Source organism: Streptomyces anulatus, from assembly GCF_014650675.1.
In the GTDB taxonomy this organism is placed as follows: domain Bacteria; phylum Actinomycetota; class Actinomycetes; order Streptomycetales; family Streptomycetaceae; genus Streptomyces; species Streptomyces anulatus.
The window spans coordinates 108,921-124,449 of sequence record NZ_BMVK01000011.1; the positions used below are offsets into that span (position 1 = coordinate 108,921).

The following is a 15,529-nucleotide window of genomic DNA, read 5'->3' on the forward strand; positions in this document are numbered from 1 at the left end:
CGATCCTAGATCTCGGTACGCCGGAATCCGGGACCGGAAGGAGCCGCCCGCCTCGGGGGAGTAGCGGGCGGCTCCCGTTCAGAGGATGGCGATTCCGAGCGGGCGGTTGCCTGCCTTCAGGCGGACCGGCGCGCTCTCCTCGTCGTCCAGGTCGACGACCGTGACGCCGTTCCAGTACCCGTCGCGGGTGAAGCCGCCGGTGACGTACGCCGTACGGCCGTCCTTCGACACCGCCACGTCCTCGTGCGGCCCGTCCAGCGGGACGACCCGCTCCTCGCCGTCGGGGGACCGGACGGTGAGCGAGGGGTCCTCGTCGTCCGACCCGATCGGGCCGGTGCCCACCACGAGGAGGGTGCCGTCGGGGGCGAGGGCCGCGCCGTGCTGGTGGGTGTTGGCGGTCATCGGCTCGATGGTCACCTCTCCGGTGCGCGGGTCGAGGACCGCGAGCCGCTCCCCCTCGAACGGCAGCAGCAGCTTGCCGTCCTCGGGGCGCACGACGGCGTAGTGCGGCTTCAGCCAGGAGCCGAGCCCGCCCTCCGTGCCGTACGGGGCGACTTCCATGCGCCGCGTCTCCAGCGAGTCGGCATCCACCGCCGTCACGTCGAAGGAGTCGTGATCGGTGGCGTACACCTCGCGGCCGTCCGGGGACACGTCCACGTCGAAGGGGCGCATGCCGACGGGCGCGGTGCCGGTGACCTCGCGGGTCGCGGTGTCGATGACCTCGACCGCGCCGTCGCCGCCGGGCACGTTGACCCCGACGTAGACGTGCTTCCCGTCCGGGGCCAGGGCGATGCCCATGCCGCCGCCCCGGTACTCGCCGGTGGTGACCGGGCCGGACTCCGTCCCGTACGGGACGAGCGCGAGCCGGGTCCGCTCCCGGGTGTCGACGACCGCGACGCCCTCGGCGGTGGCGACCCAGGCCCGGCCGTCCTCGCCGACGACGAGACCGTAGGGCGCGGTGCCGACCTTCACCGAGGCGATGGGGGCCCCGCCCTTGCCGGACCCGTCCCGGCCGGGGTCGACGAAGGTCACGGTGTCGCTGCCGAAGTCGGCGACGAGGAGGGTGCCGTCGGGGGTTCGGCCGGTGGGGGCGCGGGAGGGGTCGGGGGTCGCCGGGGCGCCGGTCGCGGCGGACGTCTCCGGAGTGTCCGGGGCCGCCTCCGTCGGGCCGGCCGAGCACCCGGCGAGCAGGGCGGCGGCGACGAGCCCGAGGGCGAGGCGACGGGCGCGGGGGCCGGGGAGCCGGAGGGCGGTGCGGGGGCCGGGGGCCGGGGGGCCCTCGCCGCGGCCCGAGGCTCGGAGGGCGGCGCGGGGGCCGCGTTCCCCGGTCACGCGGCGTCCCGCAGCAGGGCGGCCAGCTCGGCGAAGCCGCGCCGCTCGGCGTGGGCCAGGGGCGTCACCCCGTCGCCGTCGGGCAGGTCCCGCGTCGCCCCGGCCGCGAGCAGCAGCTCCACGACCTGCTGGTGCGCGAGCCCGCCCTCGCCGAGGATCACCGCCTCCAGCAGGGCGGTCCAGCCGAGCCGGTTGACGTGGTCCACGTCGATGTCGGTGACCCGCAGCACCTCCCGTACGTACGCGACATGGCCGCGTTCGCTCGCCGGGATGAGGGAGACCCCGCCGAACCGGTTGCGCAGGGTCAGGTCCGGGCCGGCCGGCAGCAGCACCCGCAGCATCGCGACGCTGCCGGTGACCCCGGTGGCCAGCCACGGACTCTCCTCGCGCCGGTCCTGGGCGTCCGGGTCGGCCCCGGCGGCCACGAGGAGGCGGGCCGCCTCGACGTGGCCGCCGTGGACGGCGAGGAGGAGGGGGGTGCGCAACTCGTCGTCGCGGACGTCGACCCGTGCGCCGCCCTCGATCGCGGTGCGCACACCTTCGGTGTCGCCGGTGCGTGCGGCGGTGAGCAGGTCGTGATCGAGGGCGTTCATGGGTACTCCGTTCCCGGTGGTGCCTGTGCGGATGGTGCGGGACTACCGGGCGAGGGCCGCGACGCCCGCCTGGGCGAACTTCTCGTCGAGGTCGCCGCTGGGCGCGCCGGCCACGCCGATGCCCGCCACCGGGGCGCCCTTGACCTGCACCGGAGCGCCGCCCCCGAGGAACAGGGTGCCAGGGATGTCCTTCAGGTTCGGGGCCTGCTCCAGGCGCTTGACCAGCTCGGAGGTGGGGGCGTTCCAGGAGACGGCGGTGTACGCCTTCTTCACCGCGGACTCGGGGGACTGCGGGCCCGCGCCGTCGCCGCGCAGCGTGACGATGGTGTTGCCGTTGCGGTCGACGACCGCGACGGAGATCCGCTGGTTCTCCTTCTTCGCCGCGTCCAGCGTGGCCTGCGCGGCCTTGGTGGCGGCGGCCACGGTCAGGTGCGTCGTCTGCTGGAGGTTCCGGTTGCTCGTGTCGGCCTTGACGGCGGCGGCGGGGGCGGCGGCCGGGGAGGAGGCGCTCGCGGACATCGCGCCGAACGTGCCGGCCCCGAGGGCGGCGACGACGACGGCGCCGGTGACGACACGGGTGCGCAGCGACAGCTTCTTCATGGTGGCTCCTTGGTGATCCGGGGGCGGCCCGGTGGTTCGGTGTGCGGGGCGGCCCGGAAGAGGTCCGGGCGTTTCGCTCTGGTATCGATCCTCCCGGCGGATCCGGCCCCGTACGGTCGACGTACCGGCTGGAAGCGGCGCGCGGGTCGGCCGACGCCCCCATCAGCCGATCGGTTGATGCAGGGGTGGCCGGATCGGGTCACCATGGAAGATCCGCGCAGGTCAGCAGGGTCTCAGCGGGATCGGGCGAGACGGAACACGAGGTACGAGGTGGACCACCGGAGCGATCCGCGGCCCCCGGAGAGGGGCGGCCCCGCCGACGCCGCCCCCGGCCCGGGTCCCGGCGCCGACCCCGACGCCCGCTGGCTCGCGCTCCTCATGCACGCCGCGTTCTTCCTGCTGCTCGGCGCCTCGCTGACCCGGTTCCTGATGCGGCACCCCGGTGAGGCCCGCACCCCGTGGATCATCGCCCTGTCGATCACCCTGGCGGTGCTGTACCTCCTGGGGCCCGTCCTGGGTTCGCGCCCCACCCCGCGCCGGCTCGTCTGGCTGGGGGTGCTCGTCCTCGTCTGGATGGTGCTGGTCGTCCTCGCGCCGAGCTTCGCGTGGTGCGCGGTGCCGTTGTTCTACACCGGGCTGCGCATCCTGCCGCCGCGCGCGGCCCTCGCCCTGGTCGCCCTGCTCACCGCGTTCGTCGTCGCCGCCCAACTGCGGCTGGCCGAAGGGTTCGACCCGAATCTGGTGCTGGCCCCGCCCGCCGTCGCCGCCGTGGCGACCGCCGTCTTCGTCCATATGCAGCGTCAGGCGGTACGCCAGCGGGAACTGGCCGGACGCCAGCGCGAGCTGATCGACGACCTGCTGCGCACCCGGCGCGAACTGGCCGCCACCGAGCGGCGCGAGGGAACCCTCGCCGAGCGCCAGCGGCTCTCCATGGAGATCCACGACACCCTGGCCCAGGGCCTGTCCAGCCAGCAGATGCTGCTCCAGGCGGCCGACCGCACCTGGACGGCCGATCCGGACGCCGCCCGCCGCCATGTCCGTACCGCCACCGGCATCGCGGAACGCAACCTCGCCGAGGCCCGCCGCTTCGTCCACGACCTGGCCCCGGCCGACCTGGCCGAGGGCGGCGGCCTGGAGGCGGCCCTGGAAGCGCTGGCGGCCCGCGAGAGCGCCCAGGCGGAGGGCGCGTTGACCGTCCACTGCCATGTGGAGGGCACCCCGGGCGCCCCGCTGCCGGACCGGGTGCAGTCCGCCCTGCTGCGCATCGCCCAGGGGGCCCTGGCCAATGTGCGGGAGCACTCCGGGGCCACCGCCGCCGGGCTGACCCTGACCCACCTCGACGACCGGGTGGTCCTCGACGTCGGCGACAACGGCCGCGGCTTCACCGCGGAGCCCTCGGGCGTCCGCAGCCCCGACACCGTGCGCGGCCACGGGCTCCCCGCGATCCGGGCCCGCGTGCACCAGCTCGGCGGAACACTCACCATCGAGTCGGCCCCGGGCGAGGGCACGGTGCTCTCGGCCGCGATCCCGCTCGCGCCCGCCCCTCTCACCGTCCCGGAGGACCCCGCATGACCGGCCGAGGCCCGCAGACGACCCCCGTACGCATCCTGCTCTGCGACGACCATGTGGTCGTCCGCGCCGGGCTGCTCGCCCTTCTCGGCAGCGAACCGGACATCGAGGTCGTCGGCGAGGCAGGCAGCGGCGAGGAGGCCGTGGTGCTCGCCGCCCGGCTCGCCCCGGACGTCGTCCTCATGGACCTCCAGCTCGGCGAGGGCATCGACGGCGTCGAGGCGACCCGCCGCATCGCGGCCGACGGCACGGTCCACGTCCTGGTGCTGACCACGTACGACACCGACGCCGACATCACCCGGGCCATCGAGGCGGGGGCGACCGGCTATCTGCTGAAGGCGGAGCGCCCCGAGGAGCTGTTCGCCGCGATCCGGTCCGCCGCCCAGGGCCGCACCACGCTCTCGGCCCCCGTCGCCAGCCGGGTCATGGCCCGGATGCGCAGCCCCCGCCCCAGCCTCACCGACCGCGAACGCGACATCCTGGCCCAGCTCTCCCAGGGCCTCGGCAACCGCGACATCGCCCGCGCCCTGTTCATCAGCGAGGCCACGGTCAAGACCCACCTGGGCCGGATCTACGACAAGCTCGGCGTCGACACCCGTGCGGGCGCGGTGTCGGTGGCGAAGGAGCAGCGCCTGCTGCCGTGAGCCGGGGCGCGGGCGCGCACCCCGCGCGATCCGCTGAACGGCATTGCGGCATTGCGGCATTGCGGCATTGCGGCATTGCGGGGCTCCGGGAGTCCGGAACTCCGGAACTTTCGTCCAAGACAAGCGCGCCGGAGTCGGCAACCGTAGAGGCATGCGCAGAAATCACGTGGGTCCCGCGCCCGGGGATCACGATTCCGAGAACGGCTGGGAGGTCGCCCACCTCCTCGGCGGCACCGCGCTCGACGGCGTACGGATGGCCGGTTTCCGTGACCGCGCGTCCGTCGGGCTGGACATGCAGGTGCTCCCCCAGCCGGTCGTGGTCGTCGTCATCGGGCTCGGGGACGACCCCCTCACCGTGGAGAGCGCCACGGCCCACCGTCCCCTGAGGAGCTTCGTCGCCGCGTTGTCGCCCGGACCGGCCCGTATCCGGGGCGAGAACGTCGCGTGCGTCGAGGTGTGTCTGCCTCCCCTGGCCGCCCATGCGGTGCTGGGCGTCTCCCCGCGCGAACTGGACGGGTCGGTCAACGGACTGGAAGACCTGTGGGGGCGTCCCGCCCGCTACCTCCGCGAGCAGCTGACCGACGCCACGACGTGGCAGGAACGCCTGGCGCTGACGGACGCGTTCCTCGCGAGGCGGGCCGCCGGCACACCGTCGGTGTCGCCCGAGGTCGCGGCCGCCTGGGACACCATCGTGGCCCGCCGGGGCCGGGTCCGGGTCGACGGCCTCGCCGCGTCCTTCGGGTGGAGCCGCAAGCGGCTGTGGTCCCGGTTCACCGACCAGATCGGCCTCACCCCCAAGCGCGCCGCCATGCTGGTCCGCTTCGACCACGCCGCACGGGCCCTCTGCGCGGGCGAGAGCGCCGACGCCGTCGCCCTCGCGTGCGGATACGCCGACCAGTCCCACCTCCACCGCGACGTCACGGCCCTGGCCGGCTGCACGCCGCGCGCGCTGGCCGACAGGTCCACGTCCGCCGGCTGACCTCCACGCACGTACCCACCGCGGATCACACCGCGGATCACACCGCGGATCACACCGCGGATCACACCGCGGATCAGACCGCGGATCAGACCGCGCGTCTCACCGCACACAGTCGAGAGGAAACATCCATGACGAACACCGTTGTCACGGCCGCGGAGCCGGCCGACCGCGATCTGATCGCCCGGCTCGCGTTCGGGAGCATGGCAGCACAGACCCTGCGCGCGGCAGCCCGGTTGAGGGTGGTGGAACTGGTGGGCGACACACCGCGCCGGGCCGGCGAGGTGGCCGCCGACGCCGGTGCCGAACCCCAGCCCATAGAGCGGCTGCTGCGTGCCCTGACCGGGCTCGGCCTGCTGCGGGAGCCCGTCCCCGGATCCTTCGCGGTGACCCCCGCGGGCGCACTGCTGCACCCCGGCCGCCCCGACTCCCTCGCCTCGTTCGTCAGGATGTTCACCGAGCCGACGATCGTGCGCGCCTGGGAGCACCTCGACGACAGCGTCCGCACCGGCGAGGTCGCGTTCGACGGCATATTCGGCACCGACTTCTTCAGCCATCTCGCCCGGCACCCCGAGCTGTCCGCGGAGTTCAACGCGGCGATGAGCCAGGCCGCCTCGGAGACCGCCGCCGCCCTGCCGCACGCCTTCGACTTCGGCCGGTTCACCACGGTCACGGACGTCGGCGGGGGTGACGGGACCCTCCTGGCCGGTGTGCTCGCCGCGCATCCCGGTCTCTCCGGTGTCGTCCTCGACACGGCGGAGGGCTTGGCCGCGACGCCGGACACGATGGCGCGGCACGGGCTGGAGGACCGGTGCTCCCTCGTCGCCGGGGACTTCTTCCACTCGGTCCCCGGGGGCTCGGATCTCTACCTGATGAAGAGCGTCCTGCACGACTGGTCGGACGACCAGGTGGTCACGATCCTGAGCCACTGCCGCGAGGTGCTGCCGCCCGGTGGCCTCGTCCTGATCGTGGAGCCCGTGCTTCCCGATGCGGTCGACCTCCGGGCCGACGTCACCGACGGCGGGGTCACCTACCTGAGCGACCTCAACATGCTGGTGAACGTGGGCGGCCGGGAGCGCACCCGCGAGGACTTCGCGGAGGTGTGCCGCCGCGCGGGCCTGACGCTGACGGCAGTCACCCCGCTCGCGGAGGCCACACCGTTCGCCGTCATCGAGGCCGTGGCCGGCTGACCCGCACCGAGCGGCCCCCGCGCTCCGGGCCGGGCTGCCCGCACCGCTTCACCCGATCGTGGCGGGCCGCTCCGGACGGGCATGACACCATCGATCCGTGCTCGACATCGGCTACTCCCTCTCCCGTCGCTTCCCCGACCCCCCGCAGACCGACTACCGCCGCGCGGACGTCCGCGCGCTGCGGCACGATCTGTTCTCCGGCGACGTCTACCTCGCGGACACCAAGGCGGACCGCGAGGTGTCCACAGCCTGGGGATGGGTGCCGGTGCTCGACTTCGCGTGGGCGCTGTGCGACATCGTCGAGCAGATCGACCAGGACCCGCGCGGCAACCGCTCGCACCGGCAGCAGTACGCGGAGCTGGACTTCACCGAGTCCTCGGACCGGATGCTGTTCGAGCGGCGCTTCGGCTGGGTCGACGTCGAGGCGGACTGGATGCCCGGCGACGAGCCCCCGCTCACCTTCAGCCACTCCCTCCTGCGCCGCGAGGCCCGCGACTTCCTGCACGACCTGATCGCCGACCTGGCCGACATGCACGAGGGTCTCGCCGACAACCCCGTGATCTGGGACCTCCAGGCCCGCTTCCCCCGTCTGTGAGACCCCCGGGGCCGCCCGGGGGTCTCACGCCTCCACCCGCACCCCGATCTGCGCCGCGAACGCCGGGGCCAGCTCCATCAGCTGCAACGGGCTGATCACCGCGCCCGCCAGCCGGTCCACACCCCGTGCGATGTCCAGCTCGGCCACCGCGCGCAGGTCCACCGACTCCATCCGGGCCCCGCTGAAGTCCGCCCGCTTCAGCACGCAGTCCCGGAACTCGACGCGGACCAGATGTGCGTCCCCGAAGTCCGGCTCGGAGAGCACACAGCCCTCGAAGACGACGTCCTTGAGCCGGGCCTTGCGCAGATTCAGGTAGTCGATCTTGCCGCCCCGCACCACCACCCGCTCCAGCACCGCACCGTGCAGCTGCACCCCGCCCAGGCGGGCGTCCACCACCTCCACGTCCCGCAGCGACGCCTCCGCGAGATCGGTGCCCACGCCCCGTACGCCCGTCAGCACCGCGTCGATGAAGCGGGCCCGTGCCAGCTCCGCGCGGTCCAGGGCGCAGCCGTCCAGGGCGCAGTCCATGAACCGGGCCCCCCGGCCCGACGCGTCCGTCAGGTCCACCCCGTCGAACCGCACCCCGTCGTAGTCCCCGTCCGGCTCCAGGCCTTCGCCGTCGTAGGGAACGAGCGGCGGCAGCCGCACCTCCGGACGCCGCGCCGCCGCGACGGTCTCCTTCTTGCCCTTGTTCGCCCCGGTCGCCCCGGTCTTCCTGGTCGTCCTGCCCGCGCTCGCTGCCATGCCCCCATCGTGACGCACCCCACTGACAACGCCCCGGCGACCGTGTCACGAGCCGCCTCCCCCGATCCGTCGCATCATCAAAGATGCGAAGGAGATCCAGCCATGGACCACATCCACGTCATCGGCGGCGGCCTCGCCGGCCTCACCGCCGCGATCACCGCAGCCGAGTCCGGTGCGCGCGTCACCCTGCACGAGGGCCACCGGACGCTCGGCGGCCGGGCCAGGACCGCGGACGGGCCGTACCGGGCCAACGAGGGCCCGCACGCCCTGTACCGGCGCGGGCCGCACTGGACCTGGCTGGCCCGGCGCGGCCTTCTCGGCGCCGTCGCCTCCGTACCGCCCCGCGAAGGCCTCCGCTTCCGTTTCCGCCGCGCGGGAGCCGCCCGCCGGACCCCGCCCGTGGCCCTGCTGCGGCTCGCCCGTAGGGCCCCCCGCACCGCCCCGGTGGACGGCGCCTTCCTGGAGTGGGCCGCCGGGCAGGTCGGCGAGGAGGGCGCCCGGGCCGCCGCGAACTTCGCCGCCACCGCGCTGTTCCACCACGATCCCGGGGCGCTCTCCGCCCGGTTCGTCCAGGAGCGCCTGCACCGCCTGGCCTCGTTCCCGCCCGAGGCCCACTACCCGGTCGGCGGCTGGGCGCCGCTCGTCGAGCGGATGGCCGGCCACGCCCGGGGTCTCGGGGTCGGCATCGAGACCGCCGCCCGCGTCGACACCCGGACGCTCGGCGAGCTGGCCCGTACCGGACCGGTCGTCGTCGCCACCTCCCTCGGCTCCGCCCGCGCTCTCCTCGACGACGCGTCCCTCACCTGGGAGAGCGGCCGCACCGTCCTGCTGGACCTGGCGGTGCGCACCCGGCGCGGCGACGCGTTCGTCGTGTCGGACCTGGACGCGCCCGGCTGGCTGGAGCGGTTCACCGCCCAGGATCCCGGCCTCGCCCCGGCCGGCGAACAGCTGCTCCAGGGCCAGTTCCCGATCGGCCCCGACGCCCGCAGGGCGGAAGGGACCGCGCGGGCCGAGGAACTCCTCGACCTCGGCTTCCCCGGCTGGCGGGAGCGCACCACCTGGCGCGTCGAGGCCCTCGCCGACGGCCGCACCGGAGCCGTCGACCGCCCCGGCACCACCTGGCGGGACCGGCCCTCCGTCGTCCGGGGCGACGGGATCTTCCTGGCGGGCGACCAGGTCGCCGCCCCGGGGCTCCTCAGCGAGGTCTCCTTCACCAGCGGCCTCGAAGCCGCCGTGCTCGCCGTGAAGGCCGCCGGGCGGCGGTCCCGGACCGGGGCCCGGGACCGGGGTTGACCTCAAGCGGACTTCAGGTACGAGGGTGGGGGCACAGCCCGCAGCGCGACCCCCAGGGAGCCCGTCATGCACGCCGTACGCCTTCACGCCTTCGGCCCCGCCGAGAACCTCGTGTACGAGCGGACCGAGGACCCCGTTCCCGGCCCCGGCCAGGTCCGTATCGCCGTGGCCGCGGCCGGGGTGCACCTTCTGGACACCGTTCTGCGGGAAGGTGAGCGCGGCCCCTACCCGGAGCCCGTCGGCCTCCCCACCGTGCCCGGCCGCGAGGTCGCCGGAACCGTCGAGTCGGTGGGCGGGGGCACGGACGCGGCCTGGCTCGGCAAGCGCGTCGTCGCCCACATCGGCATGGCGCCGGGCGGGTACGCCGAACTCACCGTCACCGAGGCCGACCGGCTCCACGAGATCCCCGAGGGGCTCGACGCCGCCTCGGCCGTCGCCATGATCGGCACCGGCCGCACCGCCCTCGGCATCCTCGGGTTCACCCCGCTCGGCCCGGACTCCGTGGTCGTCGTCACCGCGGCGGCGGGCGGGATCGGCACCCTCGTCGTCCAGTACGCGAAGAACGCGGGGGCCACCGTGATCGCGCTGGCCGGGGGCCCGGCCAAGGTGGCGCGGGCGAGGGCCGGCGGCGCGGACCTCGCCCTCGACTACACCCGCCCCGACTGGCCGCGCGCGGCCCGCGAACACCTCGAAGCGGCGGGCCTGCGGGCCACCGTCGTCTACGACTCCGTCGGCGGGACCACCGCCCGCGCCGCCGTGGACCTCCTCGGCCCCGGCGGGCAGCACGTGGTCTACGGCTGGTCGGGCGAGGGGCTCCACGACGGGGGGCCGCTCACCTTCACCGACGAGGAGCTGGCCGAACGCGCCATCACGTCCGGGTCCGTCCTCGGACCGCGGATGATCGAGAAGGGCGGCGGTCTGCGCGCACTGGAGACCCGCGCCCTGGCCGAGGCGGCGTCCGGCCGGCTGCGGCCCGCCGTACAGCGGTTCCCGCTCGCCGAGGCCGCCGCCGCGCACCGCGCGCTGGAGACCCGGGGCACGATGGGCAAGGTGGTCCTGGAGCCGTAGTCGAGCACGGATCACCCCGGCCGCCGGCAGCCGACAGCCGCACTCCACGCGGATCCGCGCCGGCTAGGTCAGCGACGCCCCGGGCCACAGCACGGTTCTCCCCGACCCCGGCTCGGGTCCCGACTCCCGGCTCGGGTCCCGCCTCCCGATTCCGGCCCCAACCCCCCGACTCGGGTCCAACCCCCGACTCCGGCCCCGCCCGCCCTCACCGGCCCAGCAGCCGCCGGGCGATCTCCGCGTGGTCGGGGGAGATCCGGCCCTCCCCGTCCTCGGCCGCCCACAGCCCGTTCTGGAGCACCCGCCCCAGCGTCCAGGCCCGCGCCCGCTCCCGGTCCCGCTCCATGCCCAGCGCCTCCGTCAACGCGTCGAACCGCCACAGCACCTCGTCGGCGTCGAAGAGGTTGTCCAGCGCCGGGAACAGCTCGAACCCCGGGTCCCCCGCGAGCGGCTTCGGGTCGAGCGCCACCCATTCCCCGGCCCGCCCCGCGTCCGCGCGCCCGGCCAGGATGTTGTCGTAGTGCAGGTCCCAGTGCAGCAGCCGGTCCCCCGGCTCCCCCGCGACCTCCCGCACCGCCGCCGCGCAGTCCGCGAGCAGCCGCCGGTCCGCGGCGTCGGCCAGCAGGCCCGCCTTCTCCGGCAGAGCCGCGAGCATCCGCTCCACCGCATCGCCCAGCGTGCGCAGCCCCTCCGGCGCGGGCACCGCCACCAGCCGGGCCAGCACCGCGCCGAGAACCGTCACCGCCTCCCGCACATCGGCCTCGCCGGACAACGGCCGCCGCTCGTCGAGCCGTTCCAGCAGCATGGCCCCGCTCTCCGGGGCATGGCCGAGCAGCTCCACCGCCCCGGCCCCCGCGACGGTCCACGCCCGCAACGCGACCGGTTCGCCCGCCGTCTCCTCGTCCACCGACTGGAGCTTCAGCGCGGCGGGCCGCCCGTCCGCCTCCCGCACCACCGGCAGGACCAGCGCGCACATCCCGTACATCGACGGACCGTCCGGCCGCAGCCCCCACCGTTCCAGGCACCGCTCGGCGAGGGCGGGCAGGGCGGCGACGAAGGCCCGGCCGGCCGCTCCGTTGTACCGGGTCTGAGAGGCGATCAGTTCGTCGGGAACATGGATGTCGATCACTCGTCGATCCTAGGGACGTGACACCCCGGACCATGACGGAACAGCCCCGCGCGCAGTAACGTCCCGCCACACGTACGCTCGGCATCTCACCGGACAGGGACACCAGGGGCATCATGAGCACCGTCAGTACCGTCGTCGGCGGCATATCGTTCTGGTACGCGCAGGAGGGCACCCCCGCGCCGCGTGAACCCCTCCCCGGCGACACGAGCGTCGACGTCTGCATCGTCGGCGGCGGCTACACCGGGCTCTGGACGGCGTACTACCTGAAGAAGGCCGTCCCCTTCCTCAACATCACCGTCCTGGAAGCCAAGTTCTGCGGCTACGGGGCCTCCGGCCGTAACGGCGGCTGGCTGTACAACGGCATCGCGGGCCGCGACCGGTACGCCAAGCTGCACGGCCACGACGCCGCCGTACGGCTCCAGAAGGCGATGAACGAGACCGTCGGCGAGGTCGTGAGGACCGCCGCCGAGGAGAAGATCGACGCCGACATCCACCGGGGCGGCGTCCTGGAAGTGGCCCACACACCCTCCCAGCTCGCCCGTCTCAAGGACTTCCACAGCGTCGAGATCGCCTTCGGGGAGACCGACCGGGTCCTGCGCGGCGCCCGCGAGACCGCCGAGCGCGTCCATGTGACCGGGGCCGTCGGCTCGACCTGGACCCCGCACGGCGCCCGGCTGCACCCGGCCAAGCTGGTCAAGGGCCTCGCGGACGTGGTGGAGGCGCTCGGCGTGACCGTCCACGAGTCGACGCCGGTCACCGAGATCAAGCCGAAGCACGCCGTGACGCCGTACGGCACGGTCCGCGCCCCGTACATCCTGCGCTGCACCGAGGGCTTCACCGCGAGCCTCAAGGGGCAGAAGCGCACCTGGCTCCCGATGAACTCCTCCATGATCGTCACCGAGCCGCTGCCCGAACGGGTCTGGGACACGATCGGGTGGGAGGGCCGCGAGACCCTCGGCGACATGGCCCACGCCTACTTCTACGCCCAGCGCACCGCGGACGACCGCATCGCGCTCGGCGGCCGCGGCTACCCGTACCGCTTCGGCTCGGCCACCGACAACGACGGCCGCACCCGGCCCGAGACGGTCGCGGCCCTGCGCGACCTGATGGTCCGGCTCTTCCCCACCACGGCGGGCGTCCACGTCGACCACGCCTGGTCCGGCGTCCTCGGCGTCCCGCGCGACTGGTGCGCCACGGTCACCCTGGACCGCTCCACGGGCCTGGGCTGGGCGGGCGGTTACGTCGGCTCCGGCGTCGCCACCGCCAACCTCGCCGCCCGCACCCTGCGCGACCTGATCCAGCAGGACTCCGGCCAGGCCGGCCCGACGGATCTCACCGCCCTGCCCTGGGTCAACCACAAGGTCCGCCGCTGGGAGCCGGAACCCTTCCGCTGGCTCGGCGTCCACGGCATGTACGCGGCCTACCGCGCCGCCGACCGACGCGAGAGCACCTCGCCCCGCCCCGGCACGGACCCCGTCGCCAGGGTGGCGGACCGCATCGCGGGCCGCCACTGAGCCACCGGGGCCGGGCAGGGCCGCGCCCCTGGCCGCGCTTCAGTCGCGCGGCCAGGGCCGTCCGTCGAGACGCTCGATGGAGAGGTTGAGACGGCTGAGGGAGTCGGCGAGCTGCTCGGCCTCCTCGGGGGTCCAGTCCGTGAGGACCTTCGCGAGGCCCGCCAGATTCCTGGTCCGGTCGTTGTCGAGGCGGCGTTCGCCCTCCTCGGTGATGGCGAACTTGCGGGCGATGCCGCCGTCGGGGTCCGGGATGCGCTCGACGACCCCGGCCCGCAGCATCGCGGCGGTCTGCCGGTTGAGCGTGGAGGCGTCCAGACGGAAGGCGTCGCCCAGCTGGCCGATGGACATGGGCCCCTCCACCTGGATCCGGCTGAGCAGGATGTAGGCGGAGCGGTCGAGCTGCCAGTCCACGCGCGGGGTCACCATGTGCATGTACCGGCCGAGCAGCATCGTCTCGCGTTCGATCCGGTCGATGGGCTTGTCCACGCGCTGCTTCCTTCGTTGACCAGGTCTATCACGATAGATGTGCATGATGCACATGCTATGTATCATGCACAATCCATGTATCTTGCATAGTCGAACGCCGAGAACGCGGACACGAACGACCGGCACGAGCGGCCAAAACGAAACGGCCAACACGAAACGACCGGCACGAACGACCGGCACGAAACGACTGGCGCGGACCGCCGGCACGAAACAACAGGCCCGGAAGGGCAAGAGGGAGCAGCACCCGTGGAGAGTTCACCCCCCGCAGCCCGCCCGGGAGGCGTGGTCGGCATCCTGGCCTTCGCCGGCATCGTGGCGGCGCTCACCCAGACCCTGGTGGTGCCGCTGATCGCGGAGCTGCCGAAGCTGTTCGACACCTCCGCCTCGAACGCCTCCTGGGTGATCACCGCCACCCTGCTGGCCGCAGCCGTGGCCACGCCCGTCGCCGGCCGGCTCGGCGACATGTACGGCAAGCGGCGCATGCTGCTCGTCTCGCTCGTCCCGCTGGTCCTCGGCTCGGTGGTCTGCGCCCTGTCCTCGTCGGTGGTCCCGATGATCGCCGGACGCGGGCTCCAGGGCCTGGGCATGGGCGTGGTCCCGCTCGGCATCAGCCTGCTGCGTGATGTGGTGCCGGCCGAGAAGCTCGGCCCGTCCATCGCGATCATGAGCGCCTCGATGGGCGTGGGCGGCGCGCTGGGCCTGCCGTTCGCCGCCGCCATCGCGGAGAACACCAGCTGGCGCGTGCTGTTCTGGGTGGTCGCCGTGCTGGCCGTCGCGGTCGGCGCGCTGATCCTGGCCCTGGTCCCCGGGGACCGCCCGGCCACCCGGTCCGCCAGCTTCGACCTGCTCGGGGCCGTCGGCCTGGGCGCCGCCCTGATCTGTCTGCTGCTCGCCGTCTCCAAGGGCGCCGACTGGGGCTGGGGCAGCGCCACCACGCTCGCCCTCTTCGCCGCCGTGCTGGTGCTACTGCCCGCCTGGGGCTGGTGGGAACTGCGCCTCAGCGAACCGCTGGTCGACCTGCGCGTCACCGTCCGCCCCCAGGTCCTGATGACGAACACGGCCTCGATCCTGGTCGGCTTCGCGATGTACGCGCAGTCCCTCGTCGTGCCCCAGCTGCTCCAGCTGCCCGAGGCCACCGGGTACGGCCTGGGGCAGTCGATGCTCGCGATGGGCCTGTGGATGGCCCCGGCGGGCCTGATGATGATGGCGATGTCCCCGGTCGGCGCGAAGCTGTCCGCCGCCAAGGGCCCGAAGGTCACCCTGGCCGTCGGCAGCCTCCTCATCGCCGCCGGCTACGGCCTGTCCGTCCCGCTGATCGGCGCGGACTCCCCGTGGAGCCTGCTGATCGTCACCCTCGTCTGCAACTCGGGCGTCGGCTTCGCGTACGGGGCGATGCCCGCGCTCATCATGAGTGCGGTGCCCCAGTCCGAGACCGCGTCGGCGAACAGCTTCAACGCCCTGATGCGCTCGATCGGCACGTCCTTCGCGGCAGCGGTGATCGGCGTGGTCCTGGCCAGGATGACCACGGACTTCGGCGGCTTCCCGCTGGCCTCCCAGAACGGCTTCCGCGTCGCGATGCTCATCGGCTGCGGGGTGGGCCTCGCGGCGGCGGTCGTCGCCGCTCTCATCCCCGTACGCCCGGCGACGGCGCAGCTTCGGCCGGCCGCTTCGAACGCCCCCGCAGGGGTGCCGGAGGCCTCGGAGTCCAAGGCCTGATCGTCGCCCGAACGGGAGCGCGGCCCGGGGCGCGGCGGTTGAACCGCCGCGCCCCGGGCCGGACTTCGTACGAGCGACGATCG

General features: G+C 74.1%; 15 protein-coding genes. 9 read left to right on the forward strand and 6 right to left on the reverse strand.

The window, feature by feature from the left end; genetic code table 11:
• Positions 1-78: 78 nt before the first annotated feature.
• Genes IE272_RS25360 through IE272_RS25370 form a run of 3 tightly spaced genes read right to left on the reverse strand, consistent with a single transcriptional unit; the run spans position 79 to position 2,525 of the window.
• Entirely contained in the window at positions 79-1,332 is a 1,254-nt protein-coding gene (locus IE272_RS25360; protein ID WP_190008138.1) for a YncE family protein, read from the reverse strand.
• Complete coding sequence (locus IE272_RS25365) at positions 1,329-1,925, reverse strand: ankyrin repeat domain-containing protein (protein WP_056699827.1); 597 nt, start codon at positions 1,923-1,925, stop codon at positions 1,329-1,331. Before IE272_RS25365 ends, IE272_RS25360 begins: the two co-directional genes overlap by 4 nt.
• Before the next feature lie 42 nt (positions 1,926-1,967).
• Positions 1,968-2,525: a GlcG/HbpS family heme-binding protein gene (locus IE272_RS25370; protein ID WP_007446530.1), complete on the reverse strand. Its 558-nt coding sequence runs from the start codon at positions 2,523-2,525 to the stop codon at positions 1,968-1,970.
• Between the two features lie 270 nt (positions 2,526-2,795).
• Between IE272_RS25370 and IE272_RS25375 the strand changes: the two genes are divergently transcribed.
• The 5 genes from IE272_RS25375 to IE272_RS25395 all read left to right on the forward strand — a co-directional run bounded on the left by IE272_RS25375 (position 2,796) and on the right by IE272_RS25395 (position 7,499).
• A complete protein-coding gene (locus IE272_RS25375) occupies positions 2,796-4,097 on the forward strand; it encodes a sensor histidine kinase (protein ID WP_098891545.1) in 1,302 nt (433 codons plus the stop codon).
• A complete protein-coding gene (locus IE272_RS25380; RefSeq protein WP_057663838.1) occupies positions 4,094-4,738 on the forward strand; it encodes a response regulator in 645 nt (214 codons plus the stop codon). Before IE272_RS25375 ends, IE272_RS25380 begins: the two co-directional genes overlap by 4 nt.
• 151 nt (positions 4,739-4,889) lie before the next feature.
• Positions 4,890-5,717: an AraC family transcriptional regulator gene (locus tag IE272_RS25385; RefSeq protein WP_097935309.1), complete on the forward strand. Its 828-nt coding sequence runs from the start codon at positions 4,890-4,892 to the stop codon at positions 5,715-5,717.
• 128 nt (positions 5,718-5,845) lie between these two features.
• Complete coding sequence (locus IE272_RS25390) at positions 5,846-6,904, forward strand: methyltransferase (RefSeq protein WP_190008140.1); 1,059 nt, start codon at positions 5,846-5,848, stop codon at positions 6,902-6,904.
• Between the two features lie 97 nt (positions 6,905-7,001).
• Positions 7,002-7,499, forward strand: a complete 498-nt coding sequence (locus IE272_RS25395; RefSeq protein WP_030590408.1) for a hypothetical protein — start codon at positions 7,002-7,004, stop codon at positions 7,497-7,499.
• A 24-nt stretch (positions 7,500-7,523) separates the two neighbouring features.
• On the opposite strand, the gene IE272_RS25400 is transcribed toward IE272_RS25395, so the two are convergent.
• Positions 7,524-8,243, reverse strand: a complete 720-nt coding sequence (locus IE272_RS25400) for a pentapeptide repeat-containing protein (protein WP_190008143.1) — start codon at positions 8,241-8,243, stop codon at positions 7,524-7,526.
• A 102-nt stretch (positions 8,244-8,345) separates the two neighbouring features.
• Here IE272_RS25400 and IE272_RS25405 point away from each other — a divergent pair, with 102 nt between their 5' ends.
• Both IE272_RS25405 and IE272_RS25410 read left to right on the forward strand, forming a co-directional pair.
• The gene (locus IE272_RS25405) at positions 8,346-9,536 is read left to right on the forward strand and encodes an NAD(P)-binding protein (RefSeq protein WP_190008144.1); all 1,191 of its coding nucleotides are present in this window, start codon (positions 8,346-8,348) and stop codon (positions 9,534-9,536) included.
• Between the two features lie 66 nt (positions 9,537-9,602).
• Positions 9,603-10,604 carry a zinc-binding dehydrogenase gene (locus tag IE272_RS25410; protein WP_050361999.1) on the forward strand — a complete coding sequence of 334 codons (1,002 nt, stop codon included), beginning with the start codon at positions 9,603-9,605 and terminating at the stop codon, positions 10,602-10,604.
• Positions 10,605-10,809: 205 nt separating this feature from the next.
• Here IE272_RS25410 and IE272_RS25415 read toward each other — a convergent pair whose 3' ends face one another.
• Entirely contained in the window at positions 10,810-11,730 is a 921-nt protein-coding gene (locus tag IE272_RS25415) for an aminoglycoside phosphotransferase family protein (RefSeq protein ID WP_190008146.1), read from the reverse strand.
• Positions 11,731-11,843: 113 nt separating this feature from the next.
• On the opposite strand from IE272_RS25415, the gene IE272_RS25420 reads away from it, so the two are divergent.
• On the forward strand, positions 11,844-13,244 hold the full coding sequence (locus IE272_RS25420; protein WP_098891540.1) for an NAD(P)/FAD-dependent oxidoreductase: 1,401 nt from the start codon (positions 11,844-11,846) through the stop codon (positions 13,242-13,244).
• Positions 13,245-13,283: 39 nt separating this feature from the next.
• Here the strand turns inward: IE272_RS25420 and IE272_RS25425 are convergent, their stop codons facing one another.
• The gene (locus IE272_RS25425; protein WP_050362002.1) at positions 13,284-13,730 is read right to left on the reverse strand and encodes a MarR family winged helix-turn-helix transcriptional regulator; all 447 of its coding nucleotides are present in this window, start codon (positions 13,728-13,730) and stop codon (positions 13,284-13,286) included.
• Positions 13,731-13,976: 246 nt separating this feature from the next.
• On the opposite strand from IE272_RS25425, the gene IE272_RS25430 reads away from it, so the two are divergent.
• Entirely contained in the window at positions 13,977-15,446 is a 1,470-nt protein-coding gene (locus IE272_RS25430) for an MFS transporter (RefSeq protein ID WP_190008148.1), read from the forward strand.
• The last annotated feature ends 83 nt before the right edge of the window (positions 15,447-15,529 follow it).

Excerpts from the sequence above, each read along its gene's own strand:
- IE272_RS25400 (WP_190008143.1), bottom strand. The coding sequence starts at position 8,243 with ATGGCAGCGAGCGCGGGCAGGACGACCAGGAAGACCGGGGCGACCGGG.
- IE272_RS25410 (WP_050361999.1), top strand. The coding sequence starts at position 9,603 with ATGCACGCCGTACGCCTTCACGCCTTCGGCCCCGCCGAGAACCTCGTG.
- IE272_RS25385 (WP_097935309.1), top strand. The coding sequence starts at position 4,890 with ATGCGCAGAAATCACGTGGGTCCCGCGCCCGGGGATCACGATTCCGAG.
- IE272_RS25370 (WP_007446530.1), bottom strand. The coding sequence starts at position 2,525 with ATGAAGAAGCTGTCGCTGCGCACCCGTGTCGTCACCGGCGCCGTCGTC.
- IE272_RS25405 (WP_190008144.1), top strand. The coding sequence starts at position 8,346 with ATGGACCACATCCACGTCATCGGCGGCGGCCTCGCCGGCCTCACCGCC.
- IE272_RS25420 (WP_098891540.1), top strand. The coding sequence starts at position 11,844 with ATGAGCACCGTCAGTACCGTCGTCGGCGGCATATCGTTCTGGTACGCG.
- IE272_RS25365 (WP_056699827.1), bottom strand. The coding sequence starts at position 1,925 with ATGAACGCCCTCGATCACGACCTGCTCACCGCCGCACGCACCGGCGAC.
- IE272_RS25390 (WP_190008140.1), top strand. The coding sequence starts at position 5,846 with ATGACGAACACCGTTGTCACGGCCGCGGAGCCGGCCGACCGCGATCTG.
- IE272_RS25380 (WP_057663838.1), top strand. The coding sequence starts at position 4,094 with ATGACCGGCCGAGGCCCGCAGACGACCCCCGTACGCATCCTGCTCTGC.